Annotated in this window: 15 protein-coding genes and 2 pseudogenes; 10 read left to right on the top strand and 7 right to left on the bottom strand. The window is 49.1% G+C overall.

What is annotated here, in order from left to right:
- Positions 1 to 258 precede the first annotated feature (258 nt).
- The 3 genes and pseudogenes from LH86_RS17680 to LH86_RS17670 all read left to right on the top strand — a co-directional run.
- Complete coding sequence (locus tag LH86_RS17680) at positions 259 to 1,755, top strand: SulP family inorganic anion transporter (protein WP_039304078.1); 1,497 nt, start codon at positions 259 to 261, stop codon at positions 1,753 to 1,755.
- A 255-nt stretch (positions 1,756 to 2,010) separates the two neighbouring features.
- Complete coding sequence (locus LH86_RS17675; protein ID WP_039304074.1) at positions 2,011 to 3,258, top strand: MFS transporter; 1,248 nt, start codon at positions 2,011 to 2,013, stop codon at positions 3,256 to 3,258.
- Positions 3,259 to 3,275: 17 nt separating this feature from the next.
- Positions 3,276 to 3,636 (top strand): annotated as a pseudogene (locus LH86_RS17670) (GNAT family N-acetyltransferase); the annotation flags it as partial.
- Positions 3,637 to 3,831: 195 nt separating this feature from the next.
- Here the strand turns inward: LH86_RS17670 and LH86_RS17665 are convergent.
- Positions 3,832 to 4,104 (bottom strand): hypothetical protein, encoded by a 273-nt coding sequence (locus tag LH86_RS17665; RefSeq protein ID WP_039304071.1) that lies wholly within the window; start codon positions 4,102 to 4,104, stop codon positions 3,832 to 3,834.
- 1,068 nt (positions 4,105 to 5,172) lie between these two features.
- On the opposite strand from LH86_RS17665, the gene LH86_RS17655 reads away from it, so the two are divergent.
- From LH86_RS17655 to LH86_RS17645, 3 genes are all read left to right on the top strand, one after another.
- A complete protein-coding gene (locus tag LH86_RS17655) occupies positions 5,173 to 6,444 on the top strand; it encodes a TcdA/TcdB catalytic glycosyltransferase domain-containing protein (protein ID WP_039304065.1) in 1,272 nt (423 codons plus the stop codon).
- A 63-nt stretch (positions 6,445 to 6,507) separates the two neighbouring features.
- A complete protein-coding gene (locus LH86_RS17650) occupies positions 6,508 to 7,782 on the top strand; it encodes an HlyD family secretion protein (RefSeq protein ID WP_039304062.1) in 1,275 nt (424 codons plus the stop codon).
- Positions 7,775 to 9,892 carry a peptidase domain-containing ABC transporter gene (locus LH86_RS17645; RefSeq protein ID WP_039304058.1) on the top strand — a complete coding sequence of 706 codons (2,118 nt, stop codon included), beginning with the start codon at positions 7,775 to 7,777 and terminating at the stop codon, positions 9,890 to 9,892. The genes LH86_RS17650 and LH86_RS17645 overlap by 8 nt, the downstream gene beginning before the upstream one ends.
- A 99-nt stretch (positions 9,893 to 9,991) precedes the next feature.
- Here the strand turns inward: LH86_RS17645 and LH86_RS17640 are convergent, their stop codons facing one another.
- On the bottom strand, positions 9,992 to 10,264 hold the full coding sequence (locus tag LH86_RS17640) for a hypothetical protein (RefSeq protein ID WP_039304056.1): 273 nt from the start codon (positions 10,262 to 10,264) through the stop codon (positions 9,992 to 9,994).
- Positions 10,265 to 10,707: 443 nt separating this feature from the next.
- Between LH86_RS17640 and LH86_RS22280 the strand changes: the two are divergent.
- Both LH86_RS22280 and LH86_RS17630 read left to right on the top strand, forming a co-directional pair.
- Positions 10,708 to 11,814 (top strand): annotated as a pseudogene (locus LH86_RS22280) (IS3 family transposase).
- A 331-nt stretch (positions 11,815 to 12,145) separates the two neighbouring features.
- Positions 12,146 to 12,679, top strand: coding sequence for a GNAT family N-acetyltransferase (locus tag LH86_RS17630; protein WP_197061687.1), 534 nt, complete (start codon positions 12,146 to 12,148; stop codon positions 12,677 to 12,679).
- 16 nt (positions 12,680 to 12,695) lie between these two features.
- Here the strand turns inward: LH86_RS17630 and LH86_RS17625 are convergent, their stop codons facing one another.
- The 5 genes from LH86_RS17625 to yebS form a co-directional block, all read right to left on the bottom strand.
- Positions 12,696 to 12,887 (bottom strand): YebW family protein, encoded by a 192-nt coding sequence (locus LH86_RS17625; RefSeq protein WP_039304048.1) that lies wholly within the window; start codon positions 12,885 to 12,887, stop codon positions 12,696 to 12,698.
- Positions 12,888 to 12,983: 96 nt separating this feature from the next.
- Complete coding sequence (locus LH86_RS17620; RefSeq protein ID WP_008453991.1) at positions 12,984 to 13,223, bottom strand: YebV family protein; 240 nt, start codon at positions 13,221 to 13,223, stop codon at positions 12,984 to 12,986.
- Between the two features lie 105 nt (positions 13,224 to 13,328).
- Positions 13,329 to 14,777 (bottom strand): 16S rRNA (cytosine(1407)-C(5))-methyltransferase RsmF, encoded by a 1,449-nt coding sequence (gene rsmF, locus LH86_RS17615; protein ID WP_039304046.1) that lies wholly within the window; start codon positions 14,775 to 14,777, stop codon positions 13,329 to 13,331.
- A gap of 78 nt (positions 14,778 to 14,855) precedes the next feature.
- Entirely contained in the window at positions 14,856 to 17,489 is a 2,634-nt protein-coding gene (locus LH86_RS17610; RefSeq protein WP_039304043.1) for a PqiB family protein, read from the bottom strand.
- A complete protein-coding gene (gene yebS, locus LH86_RS17605) occupies positions 17,458 to 18,702 on the bottom strand; it encodes a membrane integrity lipid transport subunit YebS (RefSeq protein ID WP_419655959.1) in 1,245 nt (414 codons plus the stop codon). Before yebS ends, LH86_RS17610 begins: the two co-directional genes overlap by 32 nt.
- Positions 18,703 to 18,848: 146 nt before the next feature.
- Between yebS and LH86_RS17600 the strand changes: the two genes are divergently transcribed.
- Positions 18,849 to 19,337 (top strand): GAF domain-containing protein, encoded by a 489-nt coding sequence (locus LH86_RS17600; RefSeq protein WP_039304037.1) that lies wholly within the window; start codon positions 18,849 to 18,851, stop codon positions 19,335 to 19,337.
- A gap of 104 nt (positions 19,338 to 19,441) precedes the next feature.
- Entirely contained in the window at positions 19,442 to 20,125 is a 684-nt protein-coding gene (gene proQ, locus LH86_RS17595) for an RNA chaperone ProQ (RefSeq protein ID WP_039304033.1), read from the top strand.
- Positions 20,126 to 20,129 lie beyond the last annotated feature (4 nt).

Here is a 20,129-nt window from a genome sequence, read left to right as displayed (position 1 = left end):
AAGCGTTTCCCATAACGCTTCGGCTTGACCAGTGCGCTAAAACCATACCACACCTTGATAGCTTGCCGTCCAGCGTTTTTTACTCAATTTGTTAATTTTTTGTTGCGCAAACGAGAGTGCTGAGCAGGCGCGTCATCCAGACTAGTGATGTGAGTCACAAAAACTCGCATCACTGCCGGGACAACGCTACACTTTCGGCCTCGCTGACCGCATTCCTTGAGAAATGCGGCGTTCCTGATAATAAGCCTGCATCCCATTATGACAAATCAAACTGAACTGGCCGCGCAACATGCGCATGAGAATAGCCTGCGCGCCGTGCTTCGCTCACCCCGGCTCATCCAGCGTGAAGTGCTTGCCGGGGTCGTCACCGCGCTGGCCCTGATCCCCGAAGTGATTTCTTTTTCCCTGATTGCGGGCGTGGATCCGAAGGTCAGCCTGATTGCCTCGATCGTGCTTTGTTTTGCTATGTCGATTCTGGGTGGCCGTCCGGCAATGGTCACCGCGGCGGCCGGCTCGGTGGCGCTGGTGATTGCCCCGATGGTTCATCAGTACGGCGTAGGTTATATCCTGCCTGCGGTGGTGCTGGCGGGCGGGATCCAGATCCTGTTTGGCGTGAGCGGGCTGGCGCGAATGATGCGTTATATCCCGCTTTCGGTCATGACCGGGTTTGTGAATGCACTGGGTATTCTTATTTTCTTTGCTCAGGTGCCTCATGTCTGGGGGCAATCGCCTCTCGTTTGGGGCCTGTTCGCCGTGACGCTCGCCGTCGTTTTACTGTTACCGAAAGTGCTTAAATCAGTGCCTTCGCCGCTGGTGGCGATTGTTCTTGTGACCGGGCTGAGCATCGCCATGGGATGGATAATGCCCACGGTAGGTGACAGCGGGCCGATGAAAGCCGGCTTACCTGGATTAACGGAACTGATAGTGCCGCTTAACGTTGAGACGCTGCGTATTATCTGGCCCTGTGCGTTGAGTATTGCTTTTGTTGGCCTGATGGAGTCCTTACTGACGGCCAGGCTGGTGGACGATCTCACCGATACTCCTTCAAGCAAGCGGCGCGAATGCTGGGGGCTGGGTGTGTCGAATATCTTCGCCGGTTTTTATGGCGGCATCGCGGGCTGCGCCATGATTGGGCAAACCATCGTCAACGTTGAGCTGGGAAGAGGGCGTACGCGGCTGTCTACCGTGGCGGCTGCGCTGGTATTATTACTGCTGGTCACCGTGCTGAGTGAAGTGATGGCGAAAATTCCGATGGTGGTGCTGGCCGGGATCATGATGATTGTGGCGGTGAAAACGTTGAACTGGCATAGCATCTCTCCAGTTACACTTCGCCGTATGCCGGTGCCGGAAACGCTGGTGATGCTCACCACTGTCGCGATCACGGTTTATACCGATAACCTGGCGCTTGGCGTTTTGGGGGGCGTTATCTTCGCTATGATGTTATTCGCCCGTCGTATTGCGCATGTGGTGCGTGCTGAGCGGCAGTTGGCAGCGGACGGGAGTGAAGTGACGTACCGGGTTCGTGGGCCGCTGTTCTTTGCGAGCAGCAACGACCTTGTCGAGCATTTTCATTATGCTGACGACCCGGCACGGGTGGTGATCGATCTGAGCCAGGCGCAAATTTGGGATGCTTCCACGGTTGCCGTATTAGATGCCATTGAAACGCGGTATCAGCGTTATCAGACTCAGGTCGAAATTGTTGGTCTGGATACCCACAGCGCCGATTTCCATCAGCGTCTTAGCGGAAAACTGTAGCGATTCTACCGGCGGCGTTCAGCCGCCGGCTCTCCCCAAACATTCTCAGCACGAAATGCCATTTTTTGAGCGGCTGGTCACAATTTCCCACTATTTTTTGCTGCCCGGCTGACGGTTTAAACGACAAGCTGGGGAAATAAACATTTCAGTAACATTTCCGTTGCCAGCCAATACGGAATAACTTATTACTATTTAACCGCTTACTCAGCGTAAGCGGCCCCGCCTCCACTATAACGATAAATAACAGGACACTTTATGACGACAAACGATGCCGTCCGTGAGGACGCTGCGCGCGGTTTTTGGCCGACGGTCAAAACCTTCCCGGCCACGGTAATTGCGCTGCTGTTTTTTACCCTGGTGATTCGCTTTAGCTATTTTATGGCCTGGCCGTTTATGACGGTGATCATGACCCGTAATTATCATCTCTCCCCGATCTCAGTGGGCGTAGCAATGACCAGCAGCGCGCTTCTGGCGGTTGTGTTGGGGATGTATGGCGGGCAGCTGTCGGACAAGCTAGGTCGCCGGGGCGTGCTTTCCCTCGGCTGTGCGCTGTCGTTTGTTGGCTATGCTCTGCTTGGGCTGGCCACAGGAATGGCGTTATTTATCATTGGGCTAATGATTGTTGGTGTCTGTTTTGCGTGGGTAGAACCGCCTACGCGAGCGCTGATGAGTGACTTACTGGGCGATCGCCGTCGTCGCGCTCTGGCTCTGCAGATTCGTTATTATTTGGTGAATGTGGCGGCGGTCACCGGGCCACTGGTCGGTATTGCGTTCGGGCTGACTTCGCAGAAAGGCACCTTTGTGATCACCGCGGTGAGCTATTTGCCTCTGCTTATTTATACCTTACTGTTTATTCCCGCAGGCAAGCTGGTGGCCAACGAAAGCGAGCACAAAGCTGGGGTCAGATTACGCGATGTGATGCTGATCATCGCCCGGGACAAACTGTTTGTCGCGGCGCTGCTTTGCAGCACGTTGTGCGCCGTGGTTTTCGTACATTATGAGTCCGTGGTGCCGCTTTATTTGCTGACGCTGGACGCTGAGGCGGCCGTAAAGTTAATTACGCTGATTCTGGTGTCGAACGCCTGTACGGTACTTATTGCCCAACTTTTCCTGGTTCGCTTCCTGGCTCAGGTGAGTCTGTCTAATCGTATTTTGCTCGGGGGCGCTATCTTCGCGCTTTCGCAGCTTTTGTTCTGGTCCGTCCGTACGCCGGATGCGCTGTTGTGGGTGAGCGTGACGGTTATTTTCAGCATCGGCGAGGCAATTTTGATGCCGAACCTGAATATTTTGCTGGATCAGCTGGCACCGGATGAGCATCGTGGCGCGTACCTGGGGGCATCGACCCTGACGACGTTAGGCATTGCGCTGGGACCGTTGATTGGCGGCGTTATGCTGACCCTGACCGGCGCGGGCGTGTTTTTGGGGACTATGCTGTTTAGCCTGCTGCTCTGCGCTATCATTTACGCCTGCAAATCCGGCCTTAAACAACGACTACAAGAGTAATACTGAGCGGAGTCATGATGATTACTCAAGCCCCCCGTCTTGAAACGGGAACGCCTTATCCTGCGCCATTTTACGCTGGACGACTATGAGGCGCTGGTTGCCTGTTGGTCTGATCCGGAGATGGTGAAGTTTATCGGCGGCGGAAAACCGCAGGATGGTGAAATGAGCTGGGCGCGATTGATGCGTTATATTGGTCACTGGCAGGCGCTGGGCTACGGTTACTGGGCGCTGTTTGAAAAACAGAGCGGGCAATTCGTGGGGTCGTTTGGTTTCCAGGAAGCTAAGCGAAATCTCACCCCGGCTTTGGTACACCCGGAGGCAGGCTGGTCGCTTATTCCTGCGGTACACGGCAAAGGCTATGCGGCGTTATCAGCCCTGAATATTTTGAAAATCAGAATCTCGCTTAACGCCATGTCCACATTACGTGGGTAGAAACAGAAAATCTATTGGAGTCGCCTCAGTTTTAAGACCTTTGATGAGAGCTTCCACGAGGGCGCTGAGTTTCTTGCCACCCATAATTTGCCTGTTTTTGTAGTCAGGAGGTACATAACAAAAACAGGCAATGACAAAATTTTAATTACAATTTCTAGCGCAGACGAGCAAGATTAGTTTCTTGTTCATCAAGGTATTAGCGGCCGTCAGCAGATGTGCGACCTCGGCTACCACCATATCGAGACGAATCTGAGGTTGAGCCTGAATTTCCAAATCCATAGGCCCCACTACCACTTCCTTCGTTCGACAGATTATATGCAGCGCTCTGTATATCCCGACCTCCTCCGTTTCCGTTTGAATTGCTACCTGAACCGCCATTACTTGACGATCTTTTTCCGCTTCCATCTCGATCATTCCATCCGCCTGACACTGCATCCATTTGGTAGCTCAAAATTTCTTTCATTCAAAATCTCCTTTAAAAAGTATCGGTCCTAAAAACTCGCGAGCACTTTGCAAATTACATTACATAGCACCATTTATGCTGTGAAAATATTTTAAATGTGACGCTAAGCACATTGTTTTGTTTTTCGACGTTTTTATGAAATTCACTAAAGGTAGATATGGTTAGTTAAAAAATAAAAATAATTTTCGATTATTTTTTTTAAAATTGCAGCATGTAATATCGATAATTTGAGATGGTGTGGAATATTGCATCTTCAGTAGAAGGGGGGAGGGTTAGACGCTCCTGTCTTTCTTTTGCGGGTGGTTTGGGGATTGAAAAGAACAGTGCTGCAAAGACATTGCACAGAATGTCAGAGTTGCTGTTTTTGTTTTCTCTTCAGTTTCGTTACCCTTATAGTTTTTGATTTTCCACTACTGCTGATGCTCTCAGGTGGCCTAAGGCGCAGCCCGACTGCCATGTGACGTTAATGCTCGAAATTAAGTGCATTAACTACACTGGCAACCAACGGAAAGGCTATTGTAGGGCAATGGCGCAAGAGGTATTTGAGTGGAGTAATTATCATTAATAAAAAATTTACTTTTTTTTACATCTCAACAAATGATAGTGTATAAAGTGAGTAGTTGGATAAAGTGGGTCATAACTTTTAAGGAGAAAACGAATGAAAGAAATATTAAGCACCCAGTGTGATATTGTCTCAGGTGGCTGGGCTGACAAAGATGGAAGTGGGCATAGGTCAGCAGATAATGGCGGTTCTCGTTCTGGAGGGAATAACGGAACTTCTTCTCTGGACAGAGCGGTCTCTGCATATCACAACAGCCCATATGGTAGCGGCGCTGGCGCAAATGGCTTCTTTGGAGGTACTAATGGAATAGGCTCAACAGGCTATAAGTCTGATGGTAGACCCCGTACAGGTACTGATCGCTAAATGACATAGAGGCACAGACGAAATAGCTGTGCCTCTAAGTATAAAAATACAAAATTATCAACTATCTTATTTCATATCATGGAATGCATGTGAAATGAAAAAAAAATTATCTGAAGTTAATCTATCGTATAAAGAAAAAATAGCGGTTCCTGATGTTTTACATTTTGTATGGATAGGAGACCTTAATCTGGTTAATACCGACTATATTAATATATGGAAAAATGCCAATTGTGATAAGGAAATTTGTATCTGGCATCATGAAAATTCTTTTTTAATAAATATGTTTCACAAGGCCATCCATGATTATGCTTTAAAAGTTGATTTTAAAAATATGGATGAAGTTGAAAAAACAATAAAAAACGAAGCTTTTGAATATTTCTTTGCGAAATTAAAGCATGGGTTTAGTTTTGATGAGTTAATTGTGAGTTTTTTGAATGAAAAATGCATTCCTTATCCAGATACAAAGTTGAAATTAACCACGTGGTTTCATGAGAGTGATATAATAACTAGAAACATCATGCCACTTTTTGATCACGGATTTGATGACTTCTTTAAATATTATTGTTATGAAATTATTCTTAGAGGCAATCTGGCCAGCGCCAGTGATATAGTGAGGTTATTAATAATTTATAAGCACGGTGGCATTTATGTTGATGTTGACACTCTTCCATACACAGATCATATTTTCCACAGAACAAATCGATACTTGAAAGAAAACAATATTGGTGAAGATGATTTCCTGCTGCTATCAAAAACACAGGCCATTATAAATAAAATCAAAGCACTTGAGATAGCTTCAAATGAGATGGTGAGCTACAGTGTTTTTCAAAAAAATAAAGAAAATAAATATAAAGAGATTATTGAGCTTATCGAAACCGATATTTCTGAATTTTCCTCTCAACAGATCACTCCTCTTGGAAAAATTGTTGTTCCTAAAAATATTTTGTCGCTTGGTTCGCTAAAAAGACTTAAAGGAATATATTTTAATAATGTTATTTGTTCACATGAAGGCTCTAAAGCCATTCGAATAATTCTACGTGTTATGAGAAAACGATATATTTTCCTGGAAAAGAATAATTGCATATTCGAGTTTAACTCTAGTGAAAGCAACGACGTTTATCTGTCAAGGATACGAAATTGGCGTAGTGAATTAATTATCAAGAAATTTAGTATTACCCCTGTTCTTACTGGGCCCGGATTAATTGTTGAGGTTTTATTAGGGTTGGCGTACTCAATTTTTGAATTGGACGCATCAATAACCCCTCCATTTATTGCAGAGTATATGCAAGATGAATGTATGGGAATAGCTTTCTATCAGCACAATTTGGATACTCCAGATGGTATGCTATCTACATGGAGAAATTGAATCGACTGCTAATAAAACATCAATGAATATATTGTCGCAGAGTGCATTAAGGATGAGTGAATTATGTTCCGTCAGGAAGCAATTGAAAATAGAAAAAGAAAATGGCAGGGCAGGGCATTGCTTCTTCCTGGTGTTCCACTTTATGTCACAGCCGGAATGTGCCTTTTCTTTATTGCTGCATTCCTGATTTTTGTCATCACAGGAAGCTATACCCGACGCGTCAATGTTACAGGGGAAATTACAACCTATCCGCGTGCGGCTCATGTTTATTCAAGTGTTCAAGGGGTAGTAGTTAAACAATATGTAACGGAGGGACAGATTATCAGCGCTGGTGAACCTATTTATCAGATTGACGTTAGTAAAAGTACACGCAGTGGCGTTGTTAGTGATAATCAGCGCAGCGATATTGGTAAGCAGCTTGAACGTATATCGCAGATTATAAACCGAATTGAAAGCAGTAAGAAATCAACTCTCGATATGCTTGTAAAGCAAAAAATACAGTATACCGATGCGTTGACACGTTCAACAGATATTCTTCTGCATGCCCGTGAGGGACTCCGTATTATGAAAGAAAATATGGAAAATTACAGAAGTTATCAAACTAAAGGACTTATCAACAAGGATCAGCTTACTAACCAGGTAGCTCTTTATTATCAGCAGCAAAATAATCTTCTGGGTCTTTCCGGACAGAATGAACAAAATTCACTCCAGATTACTGCTCTGGAAAGCCAGATCCAAACTCAAGCTGCAAATTTCGATAACCAAATTTATCAAATGGAGTTACAGCGTTACGAATTACAAAAAGAACTACTTAGTATCGACGCTGGCGGGACCATTGTCATTAGAGCACTTGCTGATGGGCGTGTTGATTCATTGAGTGTTACGGTTGGCCAGATGGTTACTGTTGGTGACAGCTTATTTCAAATAATTCCCAAGCATATTGATCATTATTCGCTCGTGCTTTGGGTTCCTAATGACGCTATCCCCTATCTCTCAGTCAACGACAGAGTCAATATTCGCTATGAAGCCTTTCCTGCAGAAAAATTTGGTCAGTTTGCAGGTACCGTTTCAGTTATCTCTAAGGCACCTGCGTCACCACAGGAAATGTTGACCTATCAAGGTGCACCGAAAGCTGCGCCGTCAGTGTCGGTACCTTTTTATAAAATTGTCGTGAGACCAGAAAAACAAAGCCTCTTATATGACGGAAAATATATGAGTCTAGAAAATGGAATGAAAGCAGAAAGTACACTTTTCCTTGAAAACAGGAAAATATATCAATGGATGTTATCCCCTTTTTACGATATGAAATACAGCGCAACTGGACCTGTTAATGAATAAGTTGTCCGTTAAAAAACTGATCAACCAGCTTGATTTAAAGCTTCGCCACACAGTCCCGCTTGTTCATCAGACTGAGTCCGCTGAGTGCGGCATGGCCTGCTTGGCCATGATTTGCGGCCACTATGGAAAAAATATTGATCTGATTAGCCTGCGTCGTCAGTTTAACTTATCTGCACGAGGGACTACCCTTTCCGGGCTGATTAATATGGCCAGCGAACTGGGGCTAACCACGCGTGCTTTGTCGTTAGAACTGGATGAACTTAATGCACTCAAAATGCCCTGTGTATTACACTGGGAATTTAACCATTTTGTTGTTCTGGTTAGCGTCAGCAGAAACTATGCAGTGTTGCACGATCCAGCGCAAGGGCGGCGTTCAGTCAGTCTGAACGAACTGTCACAAAGTTTTACAGGTGTGGCGCTGGAACTCTGGCCGGGAGGTGGTTTTACAGCAACGAGCGTGAGTCAACGGATTAGCGTTGGTTCACTGATGAGGAATATTTACGGGCTTAAGAGCACCCTAGCCAAAATTTTCTGTTTGTCACTGGTTATCGAAACAATAAACCTCGTTATGCCGGTGGGAACGCAACTTGTGATGGATCACGCGATCCCCGCAAAAGATCATGGTCTTCTTACGTTAATATGTGTTGGCCTCATATTGTTTATATTGCTGCGTACCTCAGTGAATATAATACGAGCATGGTCTTCGCTTGTTCTCTCAACGTCAATCAATATCCAGTGGCAATCAGGGTTATTCAGCCATCTTCTCAAGCTACCACTTAGCTATTTTGAGCGGCGTAAGTTAGGGGATATACAATCTAGATTTGCTTCGCTGAATACGCTTCGGGAAACCTTTACAGGCAGCATTGTAGGGGGATTAATGGATGGTATCATGGTCATCGGTGTGTTGATAATGATGATACTGTACGGCGGATGGCTAACCTGGTTTGTTCTGGGATTTACCTTGGCATATGTCCTCGTCAGACTCTTGACATACAGGGCATACCGACAACTAACAGAAGAAGCCTTGGTACGGGATGCCAGAACCAAATCATATTTTATGGAAACGCTTTACGGTATCGCGACGGTAAAGATGCAGGGTATGGGGGAGCGTCGGGGAAGCCAATGGCTAAATCTGGAAATAGATACCGTAAACAGTGAAATAAAAGTAACCAAAATGGATCTCTTATTTGGTGGGATAAACGCCTTCATTGGGGCTTGTGACCAGATAGTCATATTATGGCTGGGTACAAACCTCGTTATTGATAATCAGATGACTATAGGCATGTTCATCGCTTTCGGGGCATTCAGAGAACAATTTGCAAGTCGGGTATCTTCACTCACAAACTTCCTTCTACAGCTTCGTATGATGAGTTTGCATAATGAACGTATATCAGATATTGCGTTAAACGAACAGGAGCCAAGAAAACCAGATCGTCCTGTCGGTCCTGCTATGCGTCCAGTCTCTCTCGAAACAGTCAATTTAAGTTATCGTTATGACAGCCAGTCCCCGCCAATTTTCAGTAAACTTTCAATTCACATTTTACCAGGGGAAAGTGTCGCCATTACAGGTCCCTCAGGTACGGGGAAAACGACCCTGATGCGGGTACTCTGTGGTTTGTTTAAACCAGATACAGGGAGCGTAATTGTAGATGGAACAGATATAACACAAATGGGCCTAAATAATTATCATAAAATGATTGGGTGTGTTATGCAGGATGACAAATTATTCTCAGGCTCTATACGGGAAAATATTTGTGGGTTTGATGAAAATGCAGATGAAATATGGATGACTGAGTGTGCGAAAGCTAGCTACATTCATGAGATCATAACAAAAATGCCAATGGGATACGACACATTGATTGGTGAGCTTGGCGAAGGACTGTCGGGCGGACAAAAACAACGCATTTTTATTGCTCGGGCTCTCTATCGTAAACCTGGTATTTTATTCATGGATGAAGCCACTAGCTCACTGGATCGTGAGAGTGAAAACTATGTCAACAAAGCAATCAAAATGTTAAATATAACTCGCGTTATCATTGCACACAGAGAAACCACGATTTTATCGGCGGATAGAGTCATTTCCCTGAACTTATTTGATACCCCTTCATAGAACGATGATTAAAGCGGAGATATTCTGAGGATAAACCATGCCTGCAACCAGTCAAACAGATTCAGTGCATGGTTTGGTCATCGCTATAATTTTATTTATTCAACGATAAAAAACAAATGCCAGCACTAAACCCACGACCAGGACAGCACAGTAGAAAAAGATGCTACCTGAAAACTGGGAGAGCTCATTCAGATGGTCGCGACCTTGTTTATTCAGCTTTTGAATGGCATCCTTTTCATTATCTGCTTCTATTTTATATGGGTATTTAGTATACCCCTTATCTTTCATATCTCTGGACAACTCACGAGTAACAAGATCAGCCATGAGCACTTTTGACTCATTATCTTTAATGAAAACAATATAATTATTCATATCCTTCCCCTTCCCCTAAAAAATGCCATCTCATCATATGTCTTTCAATACTACTACTTTTCTATATTAAAAGGATAGTAGCAGGTTAGTGGATGCGTGTTGGAGAGTTATTGGTTTTCGAAAGGAATCTAACCCATTAATTTAACTATACATTTTCTGAGGGAGTACTCTAAATAAGTAAGAGGCGGCGTGGTCATACCCCATGAAAGTCCTTATACTCATCAAAATAAGAATAACCATATCGTGATTTATTCCACAGTTCTAAAATTTTGTGTATTTTTCTGATTATATCAAAAGTGTAAGAACTAATGGGGAACATGTAAGCTGAGCTTACCCACAATTAGTGTCGACGAGAGTAGGTGAGTTGGACTGAGCCCATCCTGGTAGACGATCTTGCCCTATAGTTTGAGCATATGATCACACCATGATTTACTCCTGAATTTATGGAAGACGCAGTCCATTAAACACCGGAACACGGTTATTACATTGCCGAAAGATTTGACCAACTCATCGTTTCTGCACATAGCCTCTTTAAGTGGCCAGGTGTTATCAAACCAGGTGACTGCGAGCATGATGCCCGGGGTTTACTCGAAGCCAAAACCTAGATCCAGAAAATACGGTCGCAGCTGAAGTGTACCGAAGAAGAACGGGATATTCTGAAAAAGGTTGTGAGGTACTTTGTAAGGGTGAACGACTAAAGTGCCATTTTGACAATGAACACCGTACCGTATGGGGTCTGTTGACGATGTGTCGAGTACTGAATGTCGTCCGGGCCGCGTTATACGCATGGCTACATAGCCCGGTCTCTGCACGTGATAAAAGATAACCAGCGTCTGCTGATTCTTATCCGTGACTCCTGTTCACTGAGTAGAGGCGTATACGGGGAGCGACTGGTTCGTGCCGACCTGAATGAAATAGGGGAAACCTGCGGTAAAAAACGGGTGAGCCGTACATTACAACTGAACCGGATTAAAGGCGTACGCGGCTATAAAGCACCATCTCGTATCGCTGGCCGACCTTCAGTAGTTGCCCCAGGTTGCGTGCAGGGGCATTTTACCGTTGTTCGGGAAAATCAGGTCTGGGCTACCGACATTAACTATATCCGAACCTGACAGGGCTGGTTTTATCCAGCAATGATTTCCGTTCTCTTCGGCCGTAACGTGGTGGGCTGGTCGAGGAAAACCACTCTCTCACGCTAACTGGCGTTTGATGCGCTGATAATGGCGGTCTGGCAAAGTAAATCCGACAGATAGGTTATCGTGCACTCCGACCAGGGACACCACTACGGCAGCGATGGCTGGAAGCGCTACTGCCGGGCCGACAACCGGGCCACGAGCATGAGTCGACGTGGCAACTGCTGGGATAATGGCGTGGCCGAAACGTTCTTTAGTTTGCTGAAAAAAGAGCGAATCAGAAGACGTATATATAAAACCCGAGATCTGACCCGCGTCGATATCTTCGATTATATTGAAGTGCTCTACAACCGGTATTGGCACCACTATCATCCTGGCGGCATCAGTCCGGAGGCCTTCGGACAGACTTGGTTGTGAGGGCAGAATTTTTCTACGGGCATGAGGGCAGCCCACTGGCGCATATGCTTAACCGAGCGATAAAAGTTGGTGTGATCGACATTCACGCTGAGTGTTGTCAATATCTCCTGCAACTCACGATATCTGATGCCATATTTACAGCCCAGCCTGCTGCCAATAGACTGATGTCTCACTGAAAATGCTGGTCCTTAAAGACGTTAATGAGAAGTGTGACTTGTGAAAATGGGTGCAAAATTTTATTAATACGACGATCTTTACAACAGGGCGCTATCATTTACGCCTGCAAATCCGGCCTTAAACAACGACTACAAGAGTAATACTGAGCGGAGTCATGATGATTACTGAAGCCCCACGTCTTGAAACGGAACGCCTGATCCTGCGCCACTTTACGCTGGACGACTATGAGGCGCTGGTTGCCTGTTGGTCCGATCCGGAGATGGTGAAGTTTATCGGCGGCGGAAAACCGCAGGATGGTGAAATGAGCTGGGCGCGCCTGATGCGTTATATTGGTCACTGGCAGGCGCTGGGCTACGGTTACTGGGCGCTGTTTGAAAAACAGAGTGGGCGATTCGTGGGGTCGTTTGGTTTCCAGGAAGCTAAACGGAATCTCACCCCGGCTTTGGTACATCCGGAGGCAGGCTGGTCGCTTATTCCTGCGGTACACGGTAAAGGCTATGCGGCGGAGGCGCTCAGCGCGGTGTTAAGTTGGGCGGATGACAATTTCAGCGGGCCGGTATGCTGCATCATTGATGACGATAATCAGCGTTCTATTGGCCTGGCAGAGCGCTTCGGTTTTGCTTTCCAGCACTACGTTGAGTACCACGGGAAGCAAATAAGAATGTTCCTTCGCCCGAACAATCGCTAATCTCGCCAGGCCTTGCTCAGAAGTCGCTGTACTCCTGGGCAGGCCGCCAGAACCCATCGATAAATGCTTCCACCGGGTAACAGCCGCCGTGGCGCATCCGCTGTTCGCTCATTGCACTCAGACACTGACGTTCGCTGGTGAAGACTTCCAGCACCAGTTCGTCGCAGCCGCCGTCCAGGTAACAAATAAATAAAACCAAAGCAAACATTAGCGCCTCAGAACCGCTTCGTTTGGTTTAAGTGTAGGGGAGCATAAGGGATTGGGGGAAATAATTAACCCGTCTCAGGGACGGGTTCATCTTGAATTATGCAAGGCGCATAACCCAGGCATCGCGCTGGCGATCGTAATGCTGCAGGTAAAGTACGGAATGTTCGCCGTCCAGTACGGCGGGGATAGAAGTTGCCCCATCCCAGGCATCCAACTGCATGCACAGGTCAGGGTCGGACTTGCAGGGAATGCTTAACGTTCGATCCCCCTGTTGTTCACCGTGTAATTCGGCATCATCGATCTCGAAGATGCCGATCCGAACGTTGGTCTTTGTCATTTTTGGCTCCTTGTTATCTGCGGCAGGTGGTATGACCAGTGGGTCATTCCAATTTCAGCGTAGTCAAGGCAGCACAAATTGCCAACTTAAAAAGTGCTTATTTTTTTAGCCAGCCTGCGGGGCGGCGAAAAGCTTGCCGTCGCGCACTAATTCCCTTGGATAGCTGTTCTTAAGGCGTGAGCCAACTTTGCGCGCCAGGCCGAGCGGTTGCCCCTGAAAAGTGACAATCACTTCATCTCGTGACGGTGTCACTTCTGGATAGATATCCCGCCCACGATACCACTCCTCGGCTTCGGCCTCGGTCAGCGGGAAGCAAAGTGGGTTGTCACTTTTGACCAGAGAAACCACGGCTTCATGCTGCCAGCGGAAACCTTTGTTATGCTGTTCGGCGAGCTTCAGGCCAATGCGAGAAAAACGCACTTTACCGATAAGCGGCTCAATCTCAGTTGGGAACAGCCAGATTTCTTTGTCCCGCTGCCATAAGCTCAGCTCATTGCCCCAGGTCAGGCCCGATTTTGCCGCCGCGGCGGTCAGTTCGACAGCGGCTTTGCCTTTCATCGGCGCGAAGGGGAATTTCCCGACTTTATAGCCCGGAGCCGGCAGCGGTTCGATAGAGGCCGTTTTGCGCAAGCGCGCAACGAAGAAGCCTTCACAGTCATAAATCTGCGGGAATACGTGCAGGAAACCTTCCGGAGTCAGCGCACGATCGGCTTCCGGGAAAAGTTCATTCAGGGGGGCTATTTCTCCCGCGTCCGGCCAGGTATCCAGCAGCCATTGGCAGACATCCTGGTTTTCCTGGCGATTCAGCGTGCAGGTCGAGTAGACCAGCGTCCCGCCAGGTCTGAGTGCATGAAAAGCACTCTCGATCAATTCGCGCTGGGTTCCGGCAATTTCAGCTGTACTTTCAGGCGACCAGTTGCGCAGCGCATCAGGATCTTTTCGCACCACACCTTCACCGGAGCAGGGGGCGTCCAGCAGAATGGCGTCGAAGGATTCCGGCAGGGCGGCACCGAATACGCGTCCATCAAAATGCGTCAGCGCCACGTTGCTGATCCCACAGCGGCTGATGTTGGCATGCAGGACTTTTACCCGGCTGGCGGAATATTCATTGGCAAGAATTGCGCCGGCGTTATTCATGCGGGCGGCAATCTGGGTTGTTTTTGAGCCCGGTGCGGCGGCAACGTCCATCACTCGCTGCGGCTGGTTGCCGTCAGCAAACAGCGCGGCAACGGGCAGCATTGAACTGGCTTCCTGAATATAGAACAGGCCGCTCAAATGCTCTGCGGTGCTGCCCAGCGGCAGGCTTTCTTCATCTTCACGTTCAATCCAGAAACCCTCGTTGCACCACGGTACCGGCGTTAAACGCCAGTTATAAGGCGCGACGAGCGTCAGAAAGTCAGCCACGGATATCTTCAGCGTATTGACGCGCAGGCTGCGGCGCAGCGGCTGCTGGCAGTATTCGATAAAGCTTTCCAGTGTCTGGTCGGCGGGGAGTGCGTCACGAATCGCGTCGAGAAAAGGTTGAGGAAGATAAACGGCAGTCGATTGAGCCATGAAAAACGCCCCTGAAAAAATTAAGGGGCGCAGTTTAACACGGAATTACCCGGGCGACGTACCGCCCGGGCTCCTGGTTTAGCGAGGCAGGGCGGTGCCCCATTGACGCCACTCTTTCGGCTCACTTTCCAACAGCAGGAAGTGTTTTCCGGCCTCTGCTTTAGGGGAAAGCGGGATTCCCGGCGGCGTCGCAAACGCAATGCCACCGCGAATAAACTGATTAAAGGTCCCGGTTTTCACCACGCCGCCTGTTAAGCCAAAGTCGAGGCTGTAGCCGGAAGCCAGCCAGAAGACGGAGTTGTCCCGAACCAGATGCTGGTAACGCTTGCTGATGCGCAGGCCGACCATCACACGGTCAGAGAGATTGCCCAGCGTCATACCCGTAACCGTGCCGACTTCAATCCCACGGAAGAGAACCGGCGTGCCGATGCTCAGCGATCCGGCTTCAGGCACTTCCAGCACGATGTTCAGCCCGTCGGAGTAACGGGAGTCGGTAATTGACGCTTCCTGCAGCTCGAAGTCGCGGCGCGGGTCGCCTCTGCCCGGCTCAACGTTGATGTAAGGCTGGAGGATGGTATCCAGATGATCGACGCCCGCCGCAGAGATCTGCGGTGTGACAACGGAGAAGCGGGTGCCGGCGCGTGCGAAGGTAGACACATACTCAGGATAAAGTACTGCTTTCGCTTCCACTTCGTTGCGGGATTGCGTCAGGTTCAGCGACTCGAGCTGGCCGATATCAATGCCCAGATAACGAATTGGCATCCCGGCGGAAAGTTTCCCTGCATCGAACGTGTGCAGCGTTATCTGGCTGCCCACCGCTCTTGCCGCGGTTTCAGAGGCGTAAAGTACGCGTTTCTCACCTTTTACCTGCCCGACGCTGGCGCCGGTCATGTTGTCAAAGCTGATGGCTCCTTTGAGCGCACGAGAGAGCGGCGAGGCCTGCACCGTTAACCCGCTGCCGTTAAGCTGAACTTTCGCGCCGCCTTCAGCCCAAAATACGGTGTTTGGCGTCAGCAACTTGCGGTATTCCGGCTTGATGTGAACATCAATATCAAAGTTATCGGCGCGAGGGCGGATGGCGATGATTTCGCCTACCTGGAATTTGCGGTACAGCACCACGGAGCCGGTCTGGATATCAGGCAGGCTGGAGGCCGTCAGCGTCAGCGTGGTGGTCGGGATGTCGCTCAGGCTGTTTTCAATCGCTTTTTCCAGGTTGGCGTAGAGCGGATAACTGCTTTTCATCTCGCCTTTGCTGCCCGGCAGCACGCGTATACCACCGTTGACCCATTCGTTAGCGCTGGCACCCAGGAATTCCACGCCGTCCATGCCAAGCTTCACATCAATGCGGCTGTTGACCACGAATTTACTGTCGCCCTGAAGGAGATGGCGGTATTGCGGTTCAATGGCGACGGAGAACGTGACGCCTTTCGCTGAAAGTTCTCGCGCCACAACCTGGCCGATTTGTATCCCGTGCAGGATAATCGGTTGCCCGGCATCAATGCCGTAGCTTTCAGGGGCCGTCAGCGAAAGCGTTAGCACATTCGGCTGCTGGAGCGGAGTTTGATCGCTGGAGACCACGGTGAAGCGATCCTGCGGCTCGCCGTCACCCGGCACAAGTTCAAAGGTGCTGCCCGTCAGTAACGTGCTGATGCTCGGATTATCCAGCGAGATTTTTGGGCTACGGAGTTCTATACGCGTGCCGCTACGCATCAGGCTAACCACGCCGGGGTCAACGGTCATTTCCCCTGTGACGGCACCGCCTTGATTGAGGTTTAACTTAGTGAGAGAACCCACCTCCAGCCCCTGATACATCAACTTAGTTGATCCTGCTTTGAGGCCATCCCCGCTCGGGAGATCGAGGTTAATAATGACGCCGCGCTGGCTGTGTGCCAGGTCTTCGTACAGGCCGAATTCATCATCCGCTTTGGCCGGTTCTGAATCGTCAGGTGAATCGAAAGCAATAGCGCCATTAACCAGGGCCGCCAGGCTTTCTAGCTGAACTTTAGCTCCACTCAGGCCAACATCGGCCTTCACCCCGGACACATTCCAGAAACGACTGCCTTTTTTCACCAGGCTGGTAAAGCGGCGATCGATAAGCACGTCGACAGTGACGCCCTGCTTGTTCTTATTGATGGCATAGTCATACACGCGGCCAACCGGAATTTTGCGGAAATAGACCAGCGACCCGCTGTTAAGGGAGCCTAAATCCGGGGCGTGGAGGTGAATCATCAGCTCGCCGTTATCCAGACGATATTTAGGTTGGGTATCGAGGGCGGTAAAATGGTCTCGCGGCTCGCCTTTACCCGGCATCATGCCGATGTAGTTCCCGCCCACCAGGGCATCAAGCCCGGATACTCCGGCGAGGGAAGCCTTCGGCGTCACCAGCCAGAATTGCGTGTCTTCCCGCAGTGCATCCTTCATATCGCTTTTGATGCTGACTTTGACTTCGATTTTACGCAGGTCATCGCTCAGGCTGATGTTTTGCACGGTACCCACTTCAACGCCCTGGTAGCGCACGGGCGTGCGGCCAGCAACTATCCCGTCGGCGGAGATAAAGTCGATGGTCACGGTGTTACCGCGCTCCTGGTAAGTCGTCCAGATCAGCCAGCCGGCAATCAGTAACGCAATAACAGGTAATAACCAGAAAGGGGAAATCCGGCGTTTCGTTTTAATTCTCGCTTCAGTCGGTGAAGCGGGCGTTTCCTGACTCATGTGCGTCCCAAAGTAGTCGGCTATCCAGCCATTCGACGGCAAGAATAGTTAATATAACCGCCGCGCCAAAGAAGACCGCAGCGGGACCCATCGTAAAGGCTAACAGCTGGTCACGGTTAACCAGTGACATCATCAACGCGATGACAAACAGATCGAGCATAGACCAGCGGCCAATCCAGGTGACAAAGCGCAGCAATAATATGCGGGTTCGTAATCCCTGCTGGCATTTGAAATGAATACTGATCAGTAGCGTAATCAATACAATAACTTTAGTAAACGGCACCAGGATACTGGCAATAAACACCACGGCGGCAACGGCGATATTACTGTGCGCCAGGGAAATGATGCCCGAAAGAATGGTGTCTTCCTGGCGTGCCCCGTTCACGTAAATAATAGAGATCGGCAGCAGGTTAGCCGGAAGCAGAAAGACCAGGGAGGCAACCAGTGCTGCCCAGGATTTTTGTAAGCTTTGCTTACGACGATGGTACAGCGGGATGTGGCAGCGAGGGCAGCGCCCTCGTTCGTCAGGAACGCCGGTAAAATGGCAGCCCAGGCAAACCCGCAGCTGCGTGTTAAAGGCGCGAGCGGGGCGCTGAGGGTAAAAACGCTCCCATAGCTGTTCAATGTTCAGGTGGATCATGGTCAGCAGACTCAAGACCACCAACGCAATAAAAGCGATCAGTCCAGGGCCTGGCTGGATAAACGCGTACTCGCGAACCTTAATGCAGGCCACGCCAATGCCCACCAGATAGATATCCAGCATCACCCACTCTTTAAGCTTATCCAGCATCAGCAGCACCGGGCGGAGGTTCATGCCGAGAATGTTGCCGAAGCAGAGGTAGGCAATAGCCGCGACCAGCGTGGCCGGGGCGCCGACGACGCAAAAGAGCACGACGGCGGCGGTGAGCACATCCCCCTGACTTGCCATCTGCCAAATGCCCTGCATAACGTCGGCATCAATACTCGAACCCAGCAGATAAATACGCAGTAGCGGATCGGAAAAGGCGACGGGCATGAGCACCAGCATCGCCACGGCCATGGCCCCCAGGCGCGTCAATGACCAGTCACGGCCATGATGCACTCTTGCATCACAGCAAGGGCAGTAGGCACTTTGTGTTGATTTAACCTGGGGCAGAGAGAAAAGGGTATCGCATTGGGGACAACGCTGATAACGTGCCTGAGGCAATGCCTGACTGATGGCGTGTATTTTCATTGTGCGTCGTGAGCCGGGAGCGTTGTTATCTGAATGATGCATTTAGCCTATCGTAATTCATAAAATGATACACCTTGTGGCACCGTGCATTTAATGCTTATTTTAATATGCTACAAAGTAAAGCAAGACAACATAACGGTTATTTAATGAACAAAGAACAATTTTACGCGGATTTGAACCGCGATTTTAGTGCGTTAATGGCAGGTGAAACCAGCTTCCTCGCAACACTGGCGAATACCAGTGCTTTGCTCTTTGAACGCCTTGATGGCGTCAACTGGGCAGGATTCTACCTTCTCGAAGCCCAAACGCTAGTTCTGGGGCCCTTCCAGGGCAAAATTGCCTGCGTAAGAATCCCTGTCGGTAAGGGCGTATGCGGCACAGCCGTCGCAACAGGCACGGTTCAGCGTGTCGAAGATGTGCATGCTTTCGACGGGCACATTGCCTGCGATGCGGCCAGCAATTCTGAAATTGTGCTGCCGCTGACGGTTGACGGCCAGACGATTGGCGTCCTGGATATCGACAGCACCGAGTATGGCCGTTTTTCAGAAGAAGACGAAAAGGGTTTAAAAACCTTGGTTTCTCAGCTTTCAGACGTGCTGAGCGGCACTGATTTTAAAAAATTCTTCCCTCGATAGCATGATAAGCAACGGATAACGTGGCATTTAGCGATGGCGTCATTATAATGTCGCCTGTTCATGCCTGCGACTTATTGGCAATTCCGTTGTAATCAGGAAATTTCATGGAAAATCAACCTAAGTTGAATAGCAGTAAAGAAGTTATCGCATTTTTGGCCGAGCGTTTCCCTCAATGTTTTAGCGCTGAAGGTGAAGCTCGTCCGTTGAAGATTGGTATCTTCCAGGATTTAGTCTCTCGTGTTGAAGGCGAAATGAGCCTCAGCAAAACGCAGCTTCGTTCAGCATTACGTCTTTATACGTCAAGCTGGCGCTACCTGCACGGCATCAAAGCTGGCGCGACTCGCGTCGATCTTGATGGCAACCCTTGCGGTGAGTTGGACGAACAGCATGTCGAACATGCACGTCAGCAGCTGGATGAAGCAAAAGCCCGCGTTCAGGCGCAGCGCGCTGAGCAGCAGGCGAAGAAACGTGAAGCCGCGGCAGCCGCAGGCGTAACGGAAGAAGCTCCACGTCGCGAACGTAAACCTCGTCCGGCGGCAGCACCGCGTCGTAAAGAAGGGGCGGAGCGTAAACCTCGCGCTGAAAAACCGGCACCTAAGGCACCTCGCGAAGAGCGTCGTACGCCGGTGACCGATATTTCTGCTCTGCAGGTTGGACAGGCCATTAAAGTCAAAGCCGGTAACAACGCAATGGATGCTACCGTACTGGAAATTACCAAAGATGGCGTCCGTGTACAGCTGACTTCTGGTATGGCAATGATCGTACGCGCAGAACACTTGCAGTTCTGAAACG

It is taken from the genome of Cedecea neteri (assembly GCF_000758325.1).
Taxonomy (GTDB): domain Bacteria; phylum Pseudomonadota; class Gammaproteobacteria; order Enterobacterales; family Enterobacteriaceae; genus Cedecea; species Cedecea neteri_B.
The sequence above is the reverse complement of the archived record's forward strand: the minus strand, read 5'-3'. Positions and strand labels throughout refer to the sequence as shown.

What these genes read in the sequence shown, in the direction of transcription:
- yebS (WP_419655959.1), bottom strand. Translation starts at nt 18,702, where the DNA reads ATGAAAATACACGCCATCAGTCAGGCATTGCCTCAGGCACGTTATCAG.
- LH86_RS17680 (WP_039304078.1), top strand. Translation starts at nt 259, where the DNA reads ATGACAAATCAAACTGAACTGGCCGCGCAACATGCGCATGAGAATAGC.
- LH86_RS17655 (WP_039304065.1), top strand. Translation starts at nt 5,173, where the DNA reads ATGAAAAAAAAATTATCTGAAGTTAATCTATCGTATAAAGAAAAAATA.
- LH86_RS17650 (WP_039304062.1), top strand. Translation starts at nt 6,508, where the DNA reads ATGTTCCGTCAGGAAGCAATTGAAAATAGAAAAAGAAAATGGCAGGGC.
- LH86_RS17640 (WP_039304056.1), bottom strand. Translation starts at nt 10,264, where the DNA reads ATGAATAATTATATTGTTTTCATTAAAGATAATGAGTCAAAAGTGCTC.
- rsmF (WP_039304046.1), bottom strand. Translation starts at nt 14,777, where the DNA reads ATGGCTCAATCGACTGCCGTTTATCTTCCTCAACCTTTTCTCGACGCG.
- LH86_RS17625 (WP_039304048.1), bottom strand. Translation starts at nt 12,887, where the DNA reads ATGTTTGCTTTGGTTTTATTTATTTGTTACCTGGACGGCGGCTGCGAC.
- LH86_RS17665 (WP_039304071.1), bottom strand. Translation starts at nt 4,104, where the DNA reads ATGATCGAGATGGAAGCGGAAAAAGATCGTCAAGTAATGGCGGTTCAG.
- LH86_RS17675 (WP_039304074.1), top strand. Translation starts at nt 2,011, where the DNA reads ATGACGACAAACGATGCCGTCCGTGAGGACGCTGCGCGCGGTTTTTGG.
- LH86_RS17620 (WP_008453991.1), bottom strand. Translation starts at nt 13,223, where the DNA reads ATGACAAAGACCAACGTTCGGATCGGCATCTTCGAGATCGATGATGCC.
- LH86_RS17645 (WP_039304058.1), top strand. Translation starts at nt 7,775, where the DNA reads ATGAATAAGTTGTCCGTTAAAAAACTGATCAACCAGCTTGATTTAAAG.
- proQ (WP_039304033.1), top strand. Translation starts at nt 19,442, where the DNA reads ATGGAAAATCAACCTAAGTTGAATAGCAGTAAAGAAGTTATCGCATTT.
- LH86_RS17610 (WP_039304043.1), bottom strand. Translation starts at nt 17,489, where the DNA reads ATGAGTCAGGAAACGCCCGCTTCACCGACTGAAGCGAGAATTAAAACG.
- LH86_RS17600 (WP_039304037.1), top strand. Translation starts at nt 18,849, where the DNA reads ATGAACAAAGAACAATTTTACGCGGATTTGAACCGCGATTTTAGTGCG.
- LH86_RS17630 (WP_197061687.1), top strand. Translation starts at nt 12,146, where the DNA reads ATGATGATTACTGAAGCCCCACGTCTTGAAACGGAACGCCTGATCCTG.